The sequence below is a fragment of the Tamlana sp. s12 genome (genome assembly GCF_016767215.1).
Taxonomy (GTDB): domain Bacteria; phylum Bacteroidota; class Bacteroidia; order Flavobacteriales; family Flavobacteriaceae; genus Pseudotamlana; species Pseudotamlana agarivorans.
This window is the reverse complement of record NZ_CP068547.1, coordinates 3220707-3240543: the sequence shown is the minus strand read 5'-3', so window position 1 is coordinate 3240543 and position 19837 is coordinate 3220707. Positions and strand designations below refer to the sequence as shown.

At 35.9% G+C, this 19837-nt stretch carries 15 protein-coding genes; 13 read left to right on the top strand and 2 right to left on the bottom strand.

Annotated features, from left to right (window positions below; all coding sequences use genetic code 11):
- The first annotated feature begins 208 nt into the window (after positions 1–208).
- The 10 genes from JJL45_RS13945 (at position 209) to JJL45_RS13900 (ending at position 15304) form a co-directional block, all read left to right on the top strand.
- Complete coding sequence (locus tag JJL45_RS13945; protein ID WP_068601877.1) at positions 209–1849, top strand: CTP synthase; 1641 nt, start codon at positions 209–211, stop codon at positions 1847–1849.
- A gap of 113 nt (positions 1850–1962) precedes the next feature.
- Positions 1963–3855: a membrane protein insertase YidC gene (yidC, locus tag JJL45_RS13940; protein WP_068601879.1), complete on the top strand. Its 1893-nt coding sequence runs from the start codon at positions 1963–1965 to the stop codon at positions 3853–3855.
- A gap of 255 nt (positions 3856–4110) precedes the next feature.
- Positions 4111–4815, top strand: a complete 705-nt coding sequence (locus tag JJL45_RS13935; RefSeq protein WP_068602459.1) for a toxin-antitoxin system YwqK family antitoxin — start codon at positions 4111–4113, stop codon at positions 4813–4815.
- Between the two features lie 501 nt (positions 4816–5316).
- Complete coding sequence (locus JJL45_RS13930; RefSeq protein WP_068601881.1) at positions 5317–5562, top strand: hypothetical protein; 246 nt, start codon at positions 5317–5319, stop codon at positions 5560–5562.
- A 725-nt stretch (positions 5563–6287) separates the two neighbouring features.
- Complete coding sequence (mnmA, locus tag JJL45_RS13925; protein ID WP_068601884.1) at positions 6288–7475, top strand: tRNA 2-thiouridine(34) synthase MnmA; 1188 nt, start codon at positions 6288–6290, stop codon at positions 7473–7475.
- A 10-nt stretch (positions 7476–7485) separates the two neighbouring features.
- Positions 7486–8430, top strand: a complete 945-nt coding sequence (locus tag JJL45_RS13920; protein WP_068602460.1) for an NAD(P)H-dependent flavin oxidoreductase — start codon at positions 7486–7488, stop codon at positions 8428–8430.
- Between the two features lie 530 nt (positions 8431–8960).
- Entirely contained in the window at positions 8961–12983 is a 4023-nt protein-coding gene (locus tag JJL45_RS13915) for an Ig-like domain-containing protein (RefSeq protein WP_082935850.1), read from the top strand.
- 128 nt (positions 12984–13111) lie between these two features.
- The gene (locus tag JJL45_RS13910) at positions 13112–14494 is read left to right on the top strand and encodes an MATE family efflux transporter (protein ID WP_068601887.1); all 1383 of its coding nucleotides are present in this window, start codon (positions 13112–13114) and stop codon (positions 14492–14494) included.
- A gap of 3 nt (positions 14495–14497) precedes the next feature.
- Positions 14498–14725: a hypothetical protein gene (locus tag JJL45_RS13905; protein ID WP_068601890.1), complete on the top strand. Its 228-nt coding sequence runs from the start codon at positions 14498–14500 to the stop codon at positions 14723–14725.
- Between the two features lie 6 nt (positions 14726–14731).
- On the top strand, positions 14732–15304 hold the full coding sequence (locus JJL45_RS13900) for a phosphatase PAP2 family protein (protein ID WP_068601892.1): 573 nt from the start codon (positions 14732–14734) through the stop codon (positions 15302–15304).
- On the opposite strand, the gene meaB is transcribed toward JJL45_RS13900, so the two are convergent.
- Together meaB and JJL45_RS13890 are read right to left on the bottom strand one after the other, a co-directional pair.
- Complete coding sequence (gene meaB, locus JJL45_RS13895) at positions 15301–16377, bottom strand: methylmalonyl Co-A mutase-associated GTPase MeaB (RefSeq protein WP_068601894.1); 1077 nt, start codon at positions 16375–16377, stop codon at positions 15301–15303. The genes JJL45_RS13900 and meaB overlap by 4 nt on opposite strands.
- 48 nt (positions 16378–16425) lie before the next feature.
- Positions 16426–16980, bottom strand: coding sequence for a DUF2911 domain-containing protein (locus JJL45_RS13890; RefSeq protein ID WP_068601896.1), 555 nt, complete (start codon positions 16978–16980; stop codon positions 16426–16428).
- 171 nt (positions 16981–17151) lie between these two features.
- Between JJL45_RS13890 and JJL45_RS13885 the strand changes: the two genes are divergently transcribed.
- The 3 genes from JJL45_RS13885 to JJL45_RS13875 are packed head-to-tail and all read left to right on the top strand — an operon-like array spanning position 17152 to position 19826.
- Positions 17152–17703, top strand: coding sequence for an RNA polymerase sigma factor (locus JJL45_RS13885; protein WP_068601897.1), 552 nt, complete (start codon positions 17152–17154; stop codon positions 17701–17703).
- Positions 17687–18268, top strand: a complete 582-nt coding sequence (locus JJL45_RS13880; protein WP_068601899.1) for a hypothetical protein — start codon at positions 17687–17689, stop codon at positions 18266–18268. The genes JJL45_RS13885 and JJL45_RS13880 overlap by 17 nt, the downstream gene beginning before the upstream one ends.
- A 10-nt stretch (positions 18269–18278) precedes the next feature.
- Positions 18279–19826: a DUF4097 family beta strand repeat-containing protein gene (locus tag JJL45_RS13875; RefSeq protein ID WP_068601901.1), complete on the top strand. Its 1548-nt coding sequence runs from the start codon at positions 18279–18281 to the stop codon at positions 19824–19826.
- Positions 19827–19837 lie beyond the last annotated feature (11 nt).

Here is a 19837-nt window from a genome sequence, read left to right as displayed (position 1 = left end):
GTTATTTTTTAGAAAGAATTTTAGTGCAAATTAATCACTGTGTTTTTTTCTTATAAAAGCAGGATCAAATTTATGTGATTCTGTTTGTTTTCAAGGTGTTGATATGTAGTGTTTTGAGTTGTGAATTAGGGTGTTTAAATAATGTTTGTTATTACCGCTCAAATAACTATTAAAATTTCGTAAATTTGCCTGCGTTTAAAAGCGCAACATGACAAGTACTACAAAATACATCTTTGTAACCGGTGGAGTTACATCTTCTTTAGGAAAAGGAATTATAGCAGCATCTCTTGCTAAATTGTTACAAGCTCAAGGTTACCGAGTTACTATTCAAAAATTAGACCCGTATATCAACGTTGATCCAGGAACGTTAAATCCTTACGAGCATGGCGAATGTTATGTGACTGAAGATGGTGCAGAAACCGATTTAGACTTAGGTCATTACGAGCGTTTTTTAAACCGTGCAACGAGTCAGGCAAATAACGTGACTACTGGTAGAATTTACCAAAGTGTGATTGAAAAAGAACGTCGCGGCGAGTTTTTAGGAAAAACAGTTCAGGTTGTTCCCCATATTACAGATGAAATTAAAGAACGTATTCAAATTTTAGGTAATTCTGGCGATTATGATATCGTAATTACTGAAATTGGAGGTACTGTAGGTGATATCGAGTCTTTACCATACATCGAAGCTGTTCGTCAGTTACGTTGGGATTTAGGTGAAGATAACGGTATTGTTATTCACTTAACATTAGTGCCATTTTTATCTGCAGCAGGCGAATTAAAAACAAAACCTACCCAACACAGTGTTAAAACATTGATGGAGAGTGGAGTACAAGCCGATATTTTAGTGTGTAGAACAGAGCACAATTTACCAAAAGACTTACGTCGTAAATTGGCCTTATTCTGTAACGTTAAGGAGAATGCGGTTATTCAATCTATTGATGCTTCAACCATATATGATGTACCAAACTTGATGTTAGAAGAAGGTTTGGATAAAGTGGTTCTTGAAAAATTAGCACTTAAAAGTGATGTTCCAGATATTGATAGATGGAACCAGTTTGTACACCGTCATAAAAATCCGAAATCTGAAATTACTATCGGATTAATAGGGAAATACGTTGAGTTACAAGATTCTTATAAATCTATTTTAGAAGCCTTTATTCATGCAGGAGCAGAGAATGAAGTTAAAGTAAATGTAGAATCTGTTCATTCAGAATATATTAATAAAGATAACGCCAAATTAAAACTAGGACACTTAGATGGTGTTTTGGTTGCTCCAGGTTTTGGTGAGCGTGGTATTGATGGTAAAATTGATGCCGTACAATATGTTAGAGAAAATAATGTGCCATTTTTAGGAATTTGTTTAGGAATGCAAATGGCCGTTATCGAATTTGCTAGAAATGTTCTAGGTATTAAAGATGCTGCATCTTCAGAGATGAATACCAACACCGAGAATGCGGTGATCGATTTAATGGAAGACCAAAAAACCATTACCGATAAAGGAGGAACCATGCGTTTAGGAGCTTGGGCTTGTGAATTAAAACTAGGTTCAGCGGTACGCGATATCTATAAATCTGAAAACATTACCGAACGTCACAGACACCGTTACGAGTTTAATAGTAGTTACAAGGAGCAAATGGAGGCTGCAGGTATGATAGCTACTGGATTAAACCCGGATACCGGCTTGGTAGAAATCGTAGAAATTCCAACACATCCTTGGTTTGTAGGTGTGCAATACCACCCAGAATATAAAAGTACGGTTGCCAATCCGCACCCATTATTTGTAGCTTTTGTAAAAGCAGCTTTAACCAATAGTAGAGGTAAAAAAAGTGCCAGTATGGCAAAAAAATAAATTTGGTGAGTTTATTGCTTAACCAATAAGAGTTTAAAACAAATACTTTGTCATTTTCAAAAACGAAACCGTTCTCAAAAAGATTGATTCACTAAAATGACAGCAATTTAAATATGGAAGAAAAAAAATTAGACCTTAATTCGATTATAGGATTTGTACTTATTTTCGGAATTTTAGCCTACATGCTGTGGCAAAACCAGCCAACACCTGAAGAACTTGAAGCACAGGAAAAAGCCAAACAAGAGCAAATTGCAGCCGAACAAAAAGCAAATGCAGATCAAGAAACCGCAGTAACAACGGCGGCAGATTATAATACGGGTTCAGGGATTGATTCCTTAAAACAAATTGAATTAAAAAATAAATTAGGTGCATTTGCTTATTCTGCAATGCAATCTAAAGGCGATGAAACCGTTGTTGAAAGTGATTTGTTTAAACTTAAATTTAGTAGTAAAGGCGGATATCTGTCTGAAGTACAACTAAAAGAGTTTGTAAATTACGATTCGATTCCTATTTATCTTATCCAAGATAAAAATGCTTCATTCAATATTAATTTTGGAACTACCGATAGCCGAATTTTAAACACTCAAGACTTACCATTTATTCCAGAAGTGAGTAAAAATGGTGATGTTACTGTCGTTTCTATGAAACTTAAGGTATCGGAATCTAAATTTTTAGAATACCGTTACGAGATTAAGGAGGGTGACTATATGATTGATTTCGCCGTACGATCTCAAGGCTTAGGTGATGTTATCAATAGTGCATCACAGATTAATTTAGATTGGAAACTTAAGGGGTACCGTCACGCCAAGAGTATTTCTTATGAAAATAGATATACCGATATTCATTACGAATACGAAGACGGAAAAGATAATTATACAGGTGCCAGAGATGCGGATAAAGATTTAGATGATGTTACTTGGATAGGCTTTAAACAGCATTTCTTTTCTTCTGTATTGTTAACCGATAAAGCTTTCAAAACAGCGAATATTAAATCGGAAAACTTAGTAGACGACGAAACCATTGATACCGTTTACACGAAAGCATTTGCTGCTAAAATGCCTTTAGCATTACAAGGTGGTGAGATTAACGAGTCTATGGATTGGTATTTTGGTCCAAATGATTTTGACGTATTAAATGCATACGATAGAAACCTTGATGAGCTTGTACCTTTTGGTTGGGGAATCTTTGGTTGGATTAACCGCTATATTTTCATGCCATTATTTAGTTTCCTTGGCGGATTTATGCCTTACGGAATTGCTATTGTGGTGATGACGATTATGGTGAAAATATTATTGTCATTCGTACAATACAAACAATTCTTGTCTCAGGCCAAAATGAAGATTTTAAAACCTGAATTGGATGAAATCCGTGAAAAGCACAAGAATAACAAAATGAAGGCGCAACAAGAAACTATGGCTTTACAAACCAAAGCAGGCGCTAGTCCGATGGCTGGTTGTTTACCGGCTTTAGTACAATTGCCTGTGTTTTATGCCTTGTTTCAATTTTTCCCTTCGGCATTCGATTTAAGACAAAAGTCATTCCTTTGGGTAGACGATTTATCATCGTATGATACGATTGCAGAGTTACCGTTTAACATTCCGTTTTATGGAAGTCATGTGAGTTTATTTCCAATTTTAGCTTCTATTGCTATTTTCTTCTATATGCGATTAACTACGGGACAAAATATGCAATCGCAGCCTCAACAAGAGGGGATGCCTGATATGGCTAAAATGATGAAATACATGATGTATTTCTCACCTATAATGATGTTGTTTTTCTTTAATAACTATGCTTCTGGTTTAAGTTTGTATTACTTTATTTCAAACCTTATTAGTATCGGAATCATTTTAGTGATTAAGAACTTTATTTTGGATGAGGATAAAATTCATGCTCAAATTCAGGAGAATAAAAAGAAACCTAAAAAACAAAATCGTTTCCAAAAGAAAATGGCGGAAATGATGGAGCAAGCTGAGCAGCAACAAAAGGCACAGCAAAAACGTAAATAATATATCAATAACTTAAAGAGGCTCTCTAAAGGTTGTTCCGATTCTATTAGGCACATCATAAGTAATCAGTTGGATTTTGATCCTTTGAAAATATGATAAGCTAAGTTTGATTTCTGGAAATATACAACTTTATAGAAAGCCTTTTTTTGTACAAGAAAGTTAACAATACGACGTTTTATGTATGTGTTAAATGATTATTATAAGAGTTTAAATATTTGCAATTGTAATTCCGCGAAAGCGATAAAAAAGATAAAAATGAAAAAGATATTTAGTGTATACTTCGTGTTTTTCGTGAGCAGTTTTATGTGGGCGCAAGAGATTAATCAGTTCGATGCCGATGGTAAACGCCATGGTATTTGGAAGAAGAATTTTGACAACACGAAGATATTAAGGTATGAAGGCGCGTTTAACCATGGGAAAGAGACTGGTTTATTTAAGTTTTACACGAATTATAAAAATAAGGCAGTTTTAAGTGCAACTAAATTGTTTGATGAAAAAACAGGTATAGCCGATGTTAAGTTTTTGACTTCAAGTGGCAAGGTGATCAGTGAAGGCCAAATGAACGGTAAGGCGCATATTGGAACTTGGAAATACTATCAAAAACATTCCGATAAAATTCTAACCTTAGAAACTTATGATAGCACTGGGGAATTAATAGGGGAGCGTTTAGTGTATTTCCCTAATGGAAAAGTTGCAGAAAGAAAGAATTATGTCAATGGGAAGTTAGAAGGTAAGGCCTATTCGTATACTGAAAGGGGTGTTGTGCTATCTGAAAGTCATTATGAAAATGGTGAACTCCATGGACCGTATAAATCCTATGATACGAAAGGCCAATTGGTGTCGGAAGGTGTTTTTAAAAGAGGCAAAAAAGAAGGGATTTGGAAGTTTTATAAGAATGGAAAACTGACTGATGAAAAGAATTTTTCCTATGTTCCTAAACGCACAAAAAAAACTCCTTAGACTTAAGGAGCTCTTTTTTTATAGACAACTATTCGAGGAAGGAAAGATTGAAATATTGTCTACAAACTAACAAACCAAAACTAACTAAACTAACTTTTCTTTTTCAATAGATGGTGTTTCTTATCTATTGAGATATTTTTATAAACACTTCCTTAATTTTTTAGGAGCGTTTTTTTGTGTTTCTTTTTTGTAATTAGAACGTATAATTCAAATCAGCATTCTAAATGTAATGAAAAATGTTTTATTTTCCTACTAATAAATGAATTAAATTCAATTAGAGTAGTTTAATTTTTCCTACTGATCTTCTATAAATATATTAATAATTTTATGGATTTACAAAGTTTGTACTAATTTTTTTGTTAAAACGTTAAAAATAATCGGTGTTTGTTATGTTTGGTGTAAGTTCTAGTAAAAATTCTTGTAAGTATAGGTGCTTACCGCTAATACACGAAGTAAAGGCGTGTTAGAATATAGTTTTAGTAATTTTGAATATTTGTTATTATGGCAGCGATAGATTTAAGAAATAGTTTAATAGAACGATTTAACCGAATCATTAAAGATGATTCCAAGTTAATAGCGTTGGATGGTATCTTCGATGCTATGAATGTCATAGATTCTCCATCATTAGTTTCGGAAGAACATTATAAAATCGTTGAAGACCGCAGAAGAAAGCAGCTAGCAGGGGAAACCAAAGGTAAAAGTTGGGATGATGTAAAAAGTGGGATTAAAAAGAAATATGGCTTTTGAATTAATAATTGAGCCAGATGCTTAAATTGAAATTTATGATGCTATTGATTGGTACGAATCCAAACAAGTAGGTTTAGGCGAGGAGTTTTATAATTATCTAGGAGGTTATTTTGAAACATTAAAAAGTGGATATGTTGATTTTCCTATAAAAAGAAAACCTGTATTTCGAGAACTACCATTAAAGCGATTTCCATACGTAATTATTTACGAGAAAATAGAAGACACGATTTTCATTTATTCAGTATTTAATACACATCAACATCCACTTAAAAAAATGAAATAAGTATAACTAATACAGCTCGTTCCTGATACGGTAATTGTAAGTGCTTTGACGATGTCGATTATTTTAGAAAGCAATCAGTGTAAAACATAATAAAGATTTAAAACGGGCATGACTTTTTATGCTCTTTTTTTTATTCTAAAATTTAATGTCAAATCTGTATTGAAATTACTTTAAAAGAAAACAGAGCGTCTTATTACGGTTATTTTAATTCAGAATTTGAAGAAACTTAACTTGATAGAGAATATTCTTTAATAAAGTAGATCCTGCAATGTAAGTTAAATGAATTACATTTTTTACTTCAAATCAATAAACAGTATTTTATCTCTAGCTTTTTGACTATACGGCGTACTAACAAGTTAGAAGGATGTCTTTATTTTGGTATAAAGTCTAAGTGAAAAACATCTTGTAATTATATGTATCTTTGTGCCCTAATTTTTTAAGAATGAAACGAGTTATTATTGGACTTTCAGGAGGTGTAGATTCTAGCGTTGCCGCTTACTTACTAAAGGAGCAAGGCTATGAGGTTATTGGTTTGTTTATGAAAAACTGGCACGACGATTCGGTAACCATTTCTAATGAATGTCCTTGGTTAGATGATAGTAATGATGCAATGTTAGTTGCTGAAAAATTAGGTATTCCGTTTCAAACGGTCGATTTAAGCGAACAATACAAAGAGCGCATTGTAGATTATATGTTTCATGAATATGAAAGAGGTCGTACACCAAATCCCGATGTGCTTTGTAATCGTGAAATAAAGTTTGACGTTTTTATGAAAATAGCCCTCGATCTAGGAGCCGATTATGTGGCTACAGGGCATTATTGCAGAAAGGGAACCATTCAAAAAGATGGTAAGGATATTTACCAATTATTAGCAGGAGTGGATGGGAATAAAGATCAGTCTTACTTTTTATGTCAGCTCTCGCAAGAACAATTAGCGAAATCACTTTTCCCCATAGGCGAATTAACCAAGCCTCAGGTGCGTGAAATAGCAACTAAGTTAGACCTAGTTACTGCTGATAAAAAAGATTCTCAAGGACTTTGTTTTATTGGAAAAGTAAAGCTTCCAGATTTTCTTCAGCAACAGCTTAAACCTAAAGAAGGTGTTATTGTTGAAATTCCAAGTGATCAAAGTTTATATCAGGTTGATACACCAGAATTTAATTCTGAAGAGGAAAAATTAGCGTTTTTATCTCGTAAAATCGAATATAAAAAAGACCTAGGTAAAATCGTAGGCAAGCATCAAGGGGCTCATTATTTTACAAAAGGGCAGCGCAAAGGATTGGGCGTAGGTGGTACCGTAGAACCGCTTTTTGTTATTGATACCGATGTTGAAGAAAATGTAATTTATACTGGACAAGGGAAGGAACATCCAGGCCTGTATAAAAAAGCATTGTTTGTTAGCAACGATGAATTGCATTGGGTTCGTGAAGATTTGGCCTTACAAACAGGTGAGACGCTTGCTGTTAAAGCCAGAATCCGTTACCGACAAGCGCTTGAAAAAGCTACACTTCATAAGGTTGAGACTGGGCTATACGTGTCTTTTGAAAACTTTCAGTCGGCCATTACCGAAGGGCAATTTGTAGCTTGGTATTTAGAGGATGAACTTGTAGGTTCTGGTGTTATTGCTTAAGTTAAAAACTATGACGAATCGGATTACACAATTATTCAATATAAAATATCCAATCGTTCAAGCAGGAATGGTATGGAATAGCGGTTGGCGTTTAGCTTCAGCAGCTAGTAATTCTGGTATTTTAGGATTGCTAGGGGCCGGGTCTATGTATCCAGAAGTGCTTCGCGAGCACATTCAGAAATGTAAAAAAGCGACTAGCAAACCTTTTGGTGTTAACGTACCGATGCTTTATCCGAATATTCAGGAAATTATGAATATTATTATTGATGAAGGTGTGAAAATTGTTTTTACTTCGGCTGGTAACCCTAAAACATGGACGGCCTGGTTACAAGAACGTGGCATTACAGTGGTACATGTAGTTAGTAGCGTGAAATTTGCGCTTAAAGCTCAAGAAGCCGGTGTTGATGCTGTTGTTGCAGAAGGTTTTGAAGCTGGTGGCCACAACGGAAGGGATGAAACTACCACACTAACCCTAATTCCTATGGTTAAAGAGCAATTAAACATTCCATTAATAGCGGCAGGTGGAATTGCTACAGGAAGCGCCATGTTGGCTACTATGATTTTAGGTGCCGATGGCGTGCAAATAGGGAGTCGTTTTGTGGCAAGTGAAGAAAGTTCAGCCCATAAAGCTTTTAAACAAGCGGTAGTTGATGCCAAGGAAGGTGATACGCAATTAACCTTGAAGGAATTGGCTCCAGTGAGACTCATTAAAAATCAATTTTATAATCAGGTTCAAGATCTATATAAATTGTCTCCATCTGCTGAAGACTTGAAAGCCCTGCTCGGAAGAGGGCGTGCTAAAAAAGGCATGTTTGAAGGAGACCTAGTTGAGGGCGAATTGGAAATCGGACAAATTTCTGGACTTATTCATGATGTCAAGCCTGTTTCTGAAATAGTCGCTAACATTATAGCCGAATATGAATTGGCAAAAAAGGAACTGCCTAATCTTTTTTAGTCAAAATTAATTTAGCTTCCTAAATGAAATACGGTTGCCATTTTCATTTTTTTTAAGTGGAATGAAATACTTTGCGAAGTTTGTTATGCTAACTTCGGTTTTAGTTGCCTAATGCGCTCATTTTCTTTGCTATAATTCTTAAATGAAGTTATAAAAATGCTTTGTAATTTGTCATGAGATTTACTGTTTAGGTGTTTTTTCTTTCAAATTAAGATTTTGGTTACCCTATACAACACAGTTTTTACACCCTCTTTTCTAGATTTTTACTCAATTATCATAATTTAACTATAGTTGAATAGTTTATAAATTATTGATTTTGAGTGGTTTATGAAGTTGTTTAGTTTATGTCTAGTTGGTTTTTAGTTCAGTTTTGTTTCTTCAAGTAACTGTGTTTATATATTGCAACTATCCAATTACGAATATTTTAATAATTCACATGTAATACTAGTGAATTACTAATTAAAGATGTGTTAATTTTTGTATTCGATAATAAAACCAACAATAACTAAAACTAAAACCCAGAACTATTTATGCAACTTTTTACTAGAAAAAGTGCACTAGCCTCAACTTTTACCTTAATTGGAATGAGCCTATTTGCACAGGTTGATGTCGATGTCAATCTTAACATGAAACACTCCGTTGACGGAGAATCGCGATTCGGACGTGAACGTCGTATGACGATTCACTCTTCTTTACCCGAAGGAGACTGGACAGGTCATGAAGACAAACTAAACTATTTAATTAACGACCTAGACGTTTACTTTGGTCGCGAAACAGGATCTGCAACCTGGAAAATGCACTATGTAGAAGAAGACCCTAATAAACCAGGTTGGGCGAATGAAGAGCAGATGGCTGTGCATGGAAATGGTTTAAAACAATGGTACGAATCTGAAGACTTTGCCGATCGTCATCAATACGAAGGTAAATCTCATATGATTATGGGGGTTAATGACCACACACCTATGTATCCTAATTTATCATGGCATCCCGGTTTTGGTAAAGGTGCAGGCGGCTGGTTTGTAAAAGACACGGATGCTGCGGCAGACTGGGTAGCTAAATATTTGGCAAATTATTACGCCCAAACTCCTGGACAAATTGGTGAAAAGCTACCAACTTATTGGGAAATATACAATGAGCCCGATATGAATTACATGAATCCATCATTTGGTATGATTGTTTCCAGTATGGAGAAAAACTGGGAATATCACAAACTTGTCGCTCAGGAAGTTCGTGCAAAATTAGGTGCTAATGCCCCTAAAATTGGTGGTATGTGTTTAGGGCAACTCGATTTTTACAAACAAGATGGTATTCCAAGTAGAACCGATGGTCAATTTTGGTACGATAACTCTAGTGCAGAGGCTAATTTATTGTACGACAACATGCTATCGGGTGTAGGAAGCGGTATACCAAACCCTGGAGTAGGTAAAGCCGTTTGGCCAAAAGCTTGGGAAAACAGAACTAAAGATTGGTGGCAATGGGATTATATGTACCAAGGCTTTATTGATTATACAGGTGCCGATATGGATTTTTACGGGGTACACTTATATGATTGGCCGCAGGAAGATCCACAAAGAGACAAAGCCAACACCCGTTCTGGAGGTCATGTAGAAGCGATGTTAGATCTTATGGAGTGGTATGACAATGAATTATTTGGACAAAAAAAGGATATTATAATGTCTGAATTTGGTACTGTTAACTCAGGAATGATTAACAAACCAGCATGGCGAGATGGAAAACGTGACTGGCTATACATTAAACCTTTTAACCAAATGATGATGCAATTTTTAGAGCGTCCTTCTCATGTGGTTTATAGCATGCCTTTTGCGCCTGTAAAAGCTGTTTGGGGTGCACACTTCGAAGGTAATAATGTGGTGCGTTATGATGGAGCAACACTTATGGAGCCTAAAGGATCATGGACGGGAGATTCTAGTACTTGGACCATGAACGAACCTACTGGTGGATGGGAATGGTCTGGAATTATTCACTTTTTTGAATTATGGAAAGATGTTGAAGGTACACGTATTGATACTAAAGCGAGTGATATTGATGTGCAAGTAGATGCCTATGTAAACGGCAAACACGTTTATGTTATTTTAAATAATGCTATAGATGATAATAAGTCCATAAACCTAAACACGTTTGGTTTAGCGGGTAATAACATTGAAAACGTAGAGTTACGTCATATTTTCAAAGGTGATGCGGGTTACACGCAATATACGGTTGCCAATATGACTGCGGCACCTGCTCAAGTGACACTAAAACCAAACTCTACCATAGTTTTAGATTATACGTTTGCAAACAATGTGGTTATCGATCAAGAATCGGAAGAAACAAAGTACATGAGTGCTCCATTAGCTGGAAATGCGAAAAACGATCGTGGTACACAATTGTGTCATACAGCGTCAACTCCAAGTATAACAGCAACGGTTTCTGGTGTAGTAAAACCAGCACATGGTGAAGCCATTATTAGAGTTGGTGGTTTTTTTCCAAATCCTAATGATGGAAATCCTGGTATGAAAATTAAAAAACTTACCGTAAACGGAAATGACGTTATTGTACAAGCCGATAATTTTATAGCCAATACACGTGGATATGGATTAGGAAACTTTAAAGGGGCATGGTTTGGTGTATTAGAATTAGAATGTCCAATTGAGTATCTTCAAGATGGCAATAACACTGTAACTTTTGAAAGATATCAAGCAGCGGAGTTTACAACTTTAATGATTCAGGTATTCGATATGACTACCGATCCGGGTAGAACAAATGGCGGATCTACGATTACTGGTCTTGCTTTTAATTCAGCTACTGAAGATGTTATGAATGGTGAAACTTTAGGGTTAGCACCTATTTTTACGTCTGAAGATGCTTCAGATAAAGGTTTAACTTGGACATCTTCTAATGAAGCCGTGGCTACTGTAGATGAAAATGGCGTAGTAACAGCAGTTGCCGATTCAGGAAGCACAGTAATTACTGCTACAAGTACGGCTGATAACTCGATTGCTGCTACCATCACAATTAATGCTATGCCTTATCAAGCTTCAACTGTAACAGCTATTTCAATAATTGAAGGTGATGCCCTAACCGTAGCGCATTATACAAATACCGATTTGAATATAGAATTTACACCGACACCTACGGTGGCACCAGAAGTGGAATGGACTACTTCAGATGATAGTGTTGTGGAAATTGTTTCTAACGGAACCATTATTGGTAAAAAAGTAGGTGAAACAGCAACAATTACAGCGACTGTAAAAGGAACTACTATTAAAGATGATATTGTTGTTACCGTTGGAATTGCTGGACAAGAGACGATTTTCTGTGATGCGTTGCCAACTAATTTTGATGCGACTACTAATATCGACTTTACGGCAAACGTTAATATCGATGGAGCTCGTGAGTTATATATTGCATTAGTTAAAGGTGCCGATGTTTTAGCGAGTAACACCATAAATTTAAATGCTCAAGGCTTAGAAACGGTTCCAGTGTCTTTCACCTTAGCAAATGCACCAGCACCAGGTACGGGCTATAAATTACGTGCGGAATTGACAAATGGTACCACAATCATATCAACATGTGATAATGACATAACCATTAATCAGCCTACAACAATTACAAGTGTAACGGTTTCTCCAAGTTCTGCTTATGCGGTTACATCGGATGCTATTCAATTATCAGCCAAAGTTTTACCAGCAGATGCGAGTAATAAAACGGTTAATTGGACCACTTCAAATGCTAATATTGCTACCGTTGATGCTAACGGATTAGTTACAGCCATTTCAAGTGGTACAGTAACGATTACTGCTACGGCCGTGGATGGTGGTTTACAAGATTCAAGTGTCATTACTTTTGTTGATCCTAGCAGCAGTTTAATTATTGAAGCTGAAGATTTAACATCTACTAGCGGTACAGAAGATGATAGCTCTTGGGGAGGTCCAGGATTCGGGTTTAGAGTCAATGGAGAATGGATTGATTACGGAAACACAGGAGATTGGGCAGAGTACCAGGTTAATATTCCTGAATCAGGATTTTATCAAGTGACCTACCATTATGCAACTCCAGGAAGTAATACTGAAATTACTGGAACTATAAATGGTACCGATTTTTCTACGGATACTTTTGAATCTACTGGTGAATGGACGACCCCAGGAACACATATTGCATGTGCTCCACTACAGGTAAATGCCGGAACCCAAACTTTTAAAGTGACAGCAACAGGGGCAGATGTGTGGCAATGGAATTTAGATAAAATTGAACTTATTAAAGTACCTAGTGATTATGCCGCTAATATGCCTTGTGGCGGACACCTTTCAGTGGATGAGGTTCAAACCAATGCTATTAGTTTTTACCCAAACCCAGCTTCAGATGTGTTAAATATTACAAACCTAAAGGGTGACGAAAAAATTTCACTTTATGACTTCACAGGTAGATTTATAGGGAAGCTAGAAGCTAGTGGAACCATAAACATTAGTCATATTCCTTCTGGAGTGTATTTAATTCATATTGTAGGAAATCAAACAACTTTTTCAAAAACATTAATTGTTAATCGTAATTAATATTTTATTTCGGAGATTTTAATAGAATCTTTTTAAGGTGAGGATGAAAATATCGAGGGTGAAAGCTCTCGGTATTTTTTTTGTTTTAGGGTCACTTTTTTACCATAAAATAGGACTACTTTTGCAGCATGAATTTATCACAGTACACCAAAGAGTTTAAATACAATTGGCAACTTGCCGCGCCAGTGATGTTGGGGATGCTTGGTCATACCTTTGTGAGTTTTGTAGATAATATCATGGTTGGGCAATTGGGTACAGCCGAATTAGCAGCCGTTTCTTTGGGGAATAGTTTTATGTTTATTGCCATGTCTTTAGGTATCGGATTTTCAACAGCAATAACACCTGTGGTTGCAGAATCGGATGCCGCTAATAATTTCAAACAAGGGAAATCGGCTTTTAAAAATGGCTTGTTTTTATGTACGGTGATTGGTATCATCTTATTTTTTATCGTTTACTTCGCCAAACCACTCATGTACTTCATGAAGCAACCTGTTGAGGTGGTTGAGCTGGCCATTCCATATCTGGATTTGGTAGCCGTATCTTTAATTCCCTTAGTGATATTTCAAGGCTTTAAACAATTTAGCGATGGGATGTCTATGACACGATACCCCATGTATGCCACTTTAGTGGGGAATGTGATTAATATTGTATTGAATTACGTCTTGATTTTTGGAAAGTTTGGCTTTCCAGAATTCGGTATAGTTGGAGCGGCCTATGGAACTTTAGTGTCTCGAATTCTCATGGTTTGGTACATCTGGTACTTACTAAAAGGGAAAGAAAAATCGAAAGCTTTTGTTACAAATATCAAGTTTTTTGTACTAGATAAATTGATGATTAAAAAGTTGCTGCATCTAGGTTCTCCTAGTGCCATGCAAATGTTTTTTGAAGTAGCTATTTTTACGGCAGCCATTTGGTTAAGCGGATTACTAGGGAAAAACCCCCAGGCAGCCAATCAAATTGCTTTAAACTTAAGTTCGATGACCTTTATGGTGGCTACAGGTTTGAGTGTAGCAGCTATGATTCGTGTTGGAAATCAAAAAGGACTTAAAGCCTATTTTGAACTTCGTCGCATTGCCTTTTCATTATTTTTAATGGGGACCTTGTTAGCGGTTTTATTTGCTTTATTTTTCTCTGTATTTCATGAGTATCTGCCTAAAATATATGTCGATTTTGACGATGCTAAAAACCTGGCCGATAATAAAGAAGTGGTTGGTATTGCTTCCAAATTATTAATTGCAGCGGCCATATTTCAAATTAGTGACAGTATTCAAGTGCTTGTATTGGGAGCTTTACGTGGGTTACAGGATGTGAAAATTCCAACGGTAATAACTTTTATTTCCTATTGGTTGGTAGGGTTTCCTATAAGTTGGTTTTTAGGTAAAGAAGAGGCTTATGGGAGTTTTGGAATTTGGATTGGACTTCTAGCCGGATTAACCACCGCTGCGATTTTATTGTATATAAGGTTTAATTATTTAACGAAAAGGTTAATTTTGTCAAACAACAAATCATAAAAAATGAGTCTTCCAAAATTTATTCTAGGTGATAATACCGAATTTCCTGATGCGATCTATGTTATTCATACCGAATTTCCGCGTTTCATTATAAATCTTGAAAATGATGAGGTGGAATGGTTTGAAGATTTTGATGCTGAAGACGAAAAGGAATTGGCTAGTGAAACCGAGTTAGCCATTAAATTGGCCACCGATTTTTATGATAGTGAAGTCGCTAAATACGAAGAATAACTTTTTATGACGATTGACGAATTATTAAAGTACGACACCGAGCTCTTTTTATATCTAAACAATTTAGGGTCTGAAACCTGGGATCAGCTCTGGTTACTCATTACAGCCGAACTTACCTTTGTTCCGCTTTATGCCATTTTATTGTATTTAATTTATAAGAAATTAGGTTTAAAATCATTATTAATTCTCGTTGTTGTTATTGCTTTAATGATCACTTTTACAGATCAAATAACCAATGTGTTTAAGCGTGGCTTCCAGCGTTTACGTCCTTGTGGAGAACCTAGTATTGCCGATCAGTTACGTTTTATTGCTGTTCGCTGTGGTAAATACGGATTTTTTTCTGGGCATGCCTCAAACTCTATGGCAGCCGCTATTTTTGCAGGATTAATGTTAAAACCATATTACAAATATTTGATGGGTATTCTAATAGTTTGGAGTTTAATTGTAGCCTATAGTAGAATTTATGTTGGGGTGCATTATCCTTTAGACTTGTTATGCGGATTAACCTTTGGAGTTTTTGGAGGTACCTTGTTTTATTTAATTGCACAGTTTTTACTCAAGCGCTATGCTAGAGATTAATGCTTTAGTTTCAAAAGATATTCTGCAGCTGCAAAAGGTGTGGTTTTATTAAGATCGAGAAGTTGCAACTGTTCTTTCAAAGCCGCTTTTATTTCTGGTTTATTGAAGAAATCTGCTTTTAATTGGGATTCAATCGTCTGAATGAGCCAATACTTATTTTGCTCTTGGCGCTTTTCGTTGAAATAATTGTTAGCTGAAGTGATTTGAACATAGTCTAAAATCTGTTGCCAAATCGCATCAATACCCTCTTTATTCAAAGCACTACAAAGACTAACTTGGGGTTGCCATTCCGATTTATTATTGGGGTAGAGGTGTAGTGCATTTTTAAAATCGGTTTGCGCTACTTTAGCTTTTTTGAGGTTGTCACCATCGGCTTTATTAATGGCTATGGCATCGGCCATTTCAATGATGCCTCGTTTTATGCCTTGTAACTCATCACCAGCCCCTGGAAGTTTCAGTAATAAAAAGAAATCGACCATACTATGCACGGTAGTTTCACTTTGTCCAACACCTACGGTTTCAATAATAACTACATCAAAACCAGCGGCTTCACACAAAATAATAGATTCGCGCGTTTTTCTTGCCACACCACCTAAAGAATTACCCGAAGCAGACGGTCTAATAAAAACATTTTCATTTTTTACCAAATCCTCCATACGGGTTTTATCTCCTAAAATACTGCCTTTAGTAATGCTGCTGCTGGGGTCTATAGCGAGTACGGCAACGCGTTTGCCAAGCTGACTTAAGTAATGACCAAAAGCTTCAATAAATGTGCTTTTCCCTACACCAGGAACGCCAGTAATACCAATACGGATGGATTTATTAGCCTTGGGCAAACAGGCTTTTATAATGGCACTTGCCTGTGCTGTATGTTTGGAATGTTCGCTTTCAACGATAGTAATGGCACGACTAAGAGCTGATATATTTTTATTGAGAAGACTCGAAATTAAATCATCAACATTAATGGTTTTGTTACGTCTGGATTTAAAGCGCTCTATGGCCTCGGGGTTTGTGATTTCAGAAATTGAAACCCCTTCATTTTCTAGAATGGATGTTTTTTTAGGTTTAGACACGCCAATAGTTTGTCTAAAAGTAACATTTTTTTCTATGGGAAGAATATTCTATTTCAATGGCAAGGCGATTTTTACATCATCCCAAGCCATGGTTAAAAAGAGGTTGTCGGTAGAATTATCAAAAGCGATAGTAAACTGTTCTACCGTATTATCTAATTTTTGAACAGGAACTTCGGTAGTGATCACATCGTAATTAGGATCCCACATGGGTTGCATTTCAGCATTAACACCCCATTTGTATTGTTTCGAATTAAATATTACGGTCCAAGTGGAGTCTTTAGGCACCGTCCATAACGTGTATTTTCCTGGAGGTAATGGCATACCGTTAATTTCAAGGTTTTCATTGGTTTCAAAAGTGGTCGCTTCGTTTGCTCCCGTACGCCAAACCTGATTGTAAGGAACCAAGGCTCCAAAAATTTCACGGTTCTTTTTAAAAGGTCTATTATAAAAAACTTCTAATTCTAAATCGTTTAATTTAAACTCCACGGTGTCTTTCGGACTTAAACGTGGCGCGAAAATATTTTCAACAAAAACAGAATATAAAAATAATCCTAAAGCCACTATAGATAAGAGAATTAGGATACGTTTTAAAAAGGTGTTCATAAATAGATTTTTAGGGTATAAAGATAATTTAATTGGGATGACTACTAAAATGCAAACGCAGATTTATTTAGCTTTGTTATAAATCGACAAAAAAAGTAAACGCTTTTTGCAACACTCCCCATTTTTTATCGTCTTTAATATGAACTAACCAAAAAACAAAGTCGCATTAGCATGTTTCATATTGATATTATTGAACAGTGCAAGAAAAATAACCGCAAGGCTCAAATGCAGTTGTACAACCAATACTGCGATGGTATGTATATTGTAGCTAAACGGTTTTTGAAAGATGCTGCCGATGCCGAAGATGTTGTACAAGAAGCATTTATAAATGCCTTTACAAAACTTCATCAATACAATGCAGAAGTGACTTTTGGGGCTTGGTTAAAACGTATTGTTGTTAATAAAAGTATCGATTTCATTAAAGCTAGAAAAGCCGATTTTGTGGCTTTAGATGAGGTGCACCTCAAAGTCGTCGATACCGAAAAAGACAGCAAATGGTTGGTTGACGAGGCGATTACATTTGCTGATGTAAAAACAGCCATAGAAAAATTACCAGACAAATATCAATATGTTGTGATGCTTTTTTTAGTAGAAGGCTATGACCATCAAGAGATTTCCGAAATATTGGGCATTTCTCAGGTGGCCTCTAGAACGCAATTATCAAGAGGAAAAGTGAAGTTACAAGAATTATTAAAACTTAAAAAAAATGGCGCGAGATATTAAAGACCTATTTAAAGATCATGTAGTTAGTAATGAACGAATGCCTGAAAATCATCAAGTCAGGTTTCTAGAAAAGCTAGACAAGGCCTTGCCGCAGCAACCTAAACCGAATAGGTTTTTAGGACTTAAAATAGCGGCGAGTATTACGGTGCTCTTGGGGTTGACTTTTGGCCTTTTTAAGTTTTTCAGTGGTACAGAAAATACGGTGCCTGTTCAAGTGGCGTATACAAAACCTGTTGAAACTAAGACTTTAGGTGATATTTCTCCTGGACTTAAAAAAGTGGAGGATTATTACTTAGCGAGTATCAATTTGGAACTCTCGAAAATGACTTATACTGATGAAACCAAAGAATTGGTAGATAGTTATTTAGAGCAAATTGATGCTTTAGATAAAGCTTATCAAGATTTGTTTTTAGAGTTTACGGAAGAAGGTCCTAGTGAATTGACCATAAATGCTTTAATCGATAATTTAAAAATGCGATTAAACTTATTGTACCGATTGAAGGGCCAACTGAAGGACTTACAAAGTGCTGAGACTAAAAAGGATGTCTTGCAGCAACACATTTAAAAATCAAAAAATGAACAGAATCATAAAACATAAAATTGTAATCATGTTGTGCTTGTTTCTAACAGGAAACTTGTTTGCACAACAAAAATTAACCAAAGTATCTCAAGCGATTAAAGTCAATAAAGATGTTAAAATCGATTTGAACACCAGTCATTGTAACATTGTTTTCGATACTTGGAATAAGGATACCGTTGAAATTGAAGCTTATATTGAAGGCGATCAACTTAGCGCTGAAGATTTACAAAAAGCTTTAAAGGCTTGGAATATTGATGTCGATGCATCTACCGATCAAGTGCGTATTAGTACAAAAGGTAGCGGACCTCAGGTTTGGGTGGTAAATACCACCGCTTATGAAGATGATGAAGCTGTTGAAGCCATTATAAAGGAGTTAAAATATGAATTGGCCGATATTCCAGATGTAGATATTCACGTTGAAGTGCCACGAGTTCCCGATGCACCAATGCCTCCTGGGTTTCCTGAAATGCCTCAATTACCAGAATTGCCAGAACTCCCGGAGCTTCCAGAATTACCTGAAGGTATTACCGATGTACGTTTTGATTACGAGGCGTATAAAAAAGAAGGTGATAAGTATTTAGATAAATACTCAAAAAAAATTGAATTGAAATATGGCGATGACTTTGCTAAAAAAATGGAAGCTTGGGGCGAAAAGTTTGGCAAAGAATGGGGTGAAAAATACGGAAAACAAATGGAGGCTTGGGCAGAAGAGTTTGAAGCACGCATGAACTCTGAAGAATATGCTGAAAAAATGGAAGCCTGGAGCGAGCGCATCACCAAACAATTGGAGAGTCAAACCGCTAGGATTGAGGCTCAGCAAAAAAGAGCGGAAGCTATGCAAGCCAGACGAATGGCCGAAAGAGCAAGAATGCATGCCACGCAAACCGAAGAGCGTATTATTTTGCAAGAAGATAGACAGCGTAAAATAGAACGTATGGTTAAAGGGCACGCCGATGCAAAAGTTAAAAGGACGATTAAAATAAAAATGCCTAAAAACTCAAAGTTAAAGGTGAAAGTAAAATATGGTGAAATCGAGTTTGCCGATAATGTAGAAAATTTAAAAGCAGATTTAGATTATACCAAACTTAAAGCACAAGGTATTGATGGGAGTTTAACTTCCATCAATGCTTCTTATTCGCCAATTTATATCGCCAACTGGAATGCTGGAGCCTTGCAATTAAATTATGTAGATAAAGCAGAATTACATGCCGTGAATCACCTGACTTTAAATTTAAACTCTTCTAAAATCACCATTGATAATTTGATTAAAAGCGCTGTGATTGATGGAAATATTGGTGATTTGAAAATTTTAAATATTAATGATAAGTTTTCTAGTGTTAATGTGATCCTTCAAAATTCTAACGCCAAAATAAAATTACCTGAAACCGCATGTCATTTCCAATATAAAGGCACACGATCTCGCTTTTCTCATCCTAAAAAATCGGCTAAAGAAAACCTTTCTACTTTTTCAGCAGGGTCACTCGACAGCGGAAAAAGTATTGTGGTTAATGCGAAGTTTAGTACGGTAGAGATGGAGGAGTAGTTCCATCAATA

Excerpts from the sequence above, each read along its gene's own strand:
- JJL45_RS13945 (WP_068601877.1), top strand. The coding sequence starts at position 209 with ATGACAAGTACTACAAAATACATCTTTGTAACCGGTGGAGTTACATCT.
- yidC (WP_068601879.1), top strand. The coding sequence starts at position 1,963 with ATGGAAGAAAAAAAATTAGACCTTAATTCGATTATAGGATTTGTACTT.
- JJL45_RS13935 (WP_068602459.1), top strand. The coding sequence starts at position 4,111 with ATGAAAAAGATATTTAGTGTATACTTCGTGTTTTTCGTGAGCAGTTTT.
- JJL45_RS13930 (WP_068601881.1), top strand. The coding sequence starts at position 5,317 with ATGGCAGCGATAGATTTAAGAAATAGTTTAATAGAACGATTTAACCGA.
- mnmA (WP_068601884.1), top strand. The coding sequence starts at position 6,288 with ATGAAACGAGTTATTATTGGACTTTCAGGAGGTGTAGATTCTAGCGTT.
- JJL45_RS13920 (WP_068602460.1), top strand. The coding sequence starts at position 7,486 with ATGACGAATCGGATTACACAATTATTCAATATAAAATATCCAATCGTT.
- JJL45_RS13915 (WP_082935850.1), top strand. The coding sequence starts at position 8,961 with ATGCAACTTTTTACTAGAAAAAGTGCACTAGCCTCAACTTTTACCTTA.
- JJL45_RS13910 (WP_068601887.1), top strand. The coding sequence starts at position 13,112 with ATGAATTTATCACAGTACACCAAAGAGTTTAAATACAATTGGCAACTT.
- JJL45_RS13905 (WP_068601890.1), top strand. The coding sequence starts at position 14,498 with ATGAGTCTTCCAAAATTTATTCTAGGTGATAATACCGAATTTCCTGAT.
- JJL45_RS13900 (WP_068601892.1), top strand. The coding sequence starts at position 14,732 with ATGACGATTGACGAATTATTAAAGTACGACACCGAGCTCTTTTTATAT.
- JJL45_RS13890 (WP_068601896.1), bottom strand. The coding sequence starts at position 16,980 with ATGAACACCTTTTTAAAACGTATCCTAATTCTCTTATCTATAGTGGCT.
- JJL45_RS13885 (WP_068601897.1), top strand. The coding sequence starts at position 17,152 with ATGTTTCATATTGATATTATTGAACAGTGCAAGAAAAATAACCGCAAG.
- JJL45_RS13880 (WP_068601899.1), top strand. The coding sequence starts at position 17,687 with ATGGCGCGAGATATTAAAGACCTATTTAAAGATCATGTAGTTAGTAAT.
- JJL45_RS13875 (WP_068601901.1), top strand. The coding sequence starts at position 18,279 with ATGAACAGAATCATAAAACATAAAATTGTAATCATGTTGTGCTTGTTT.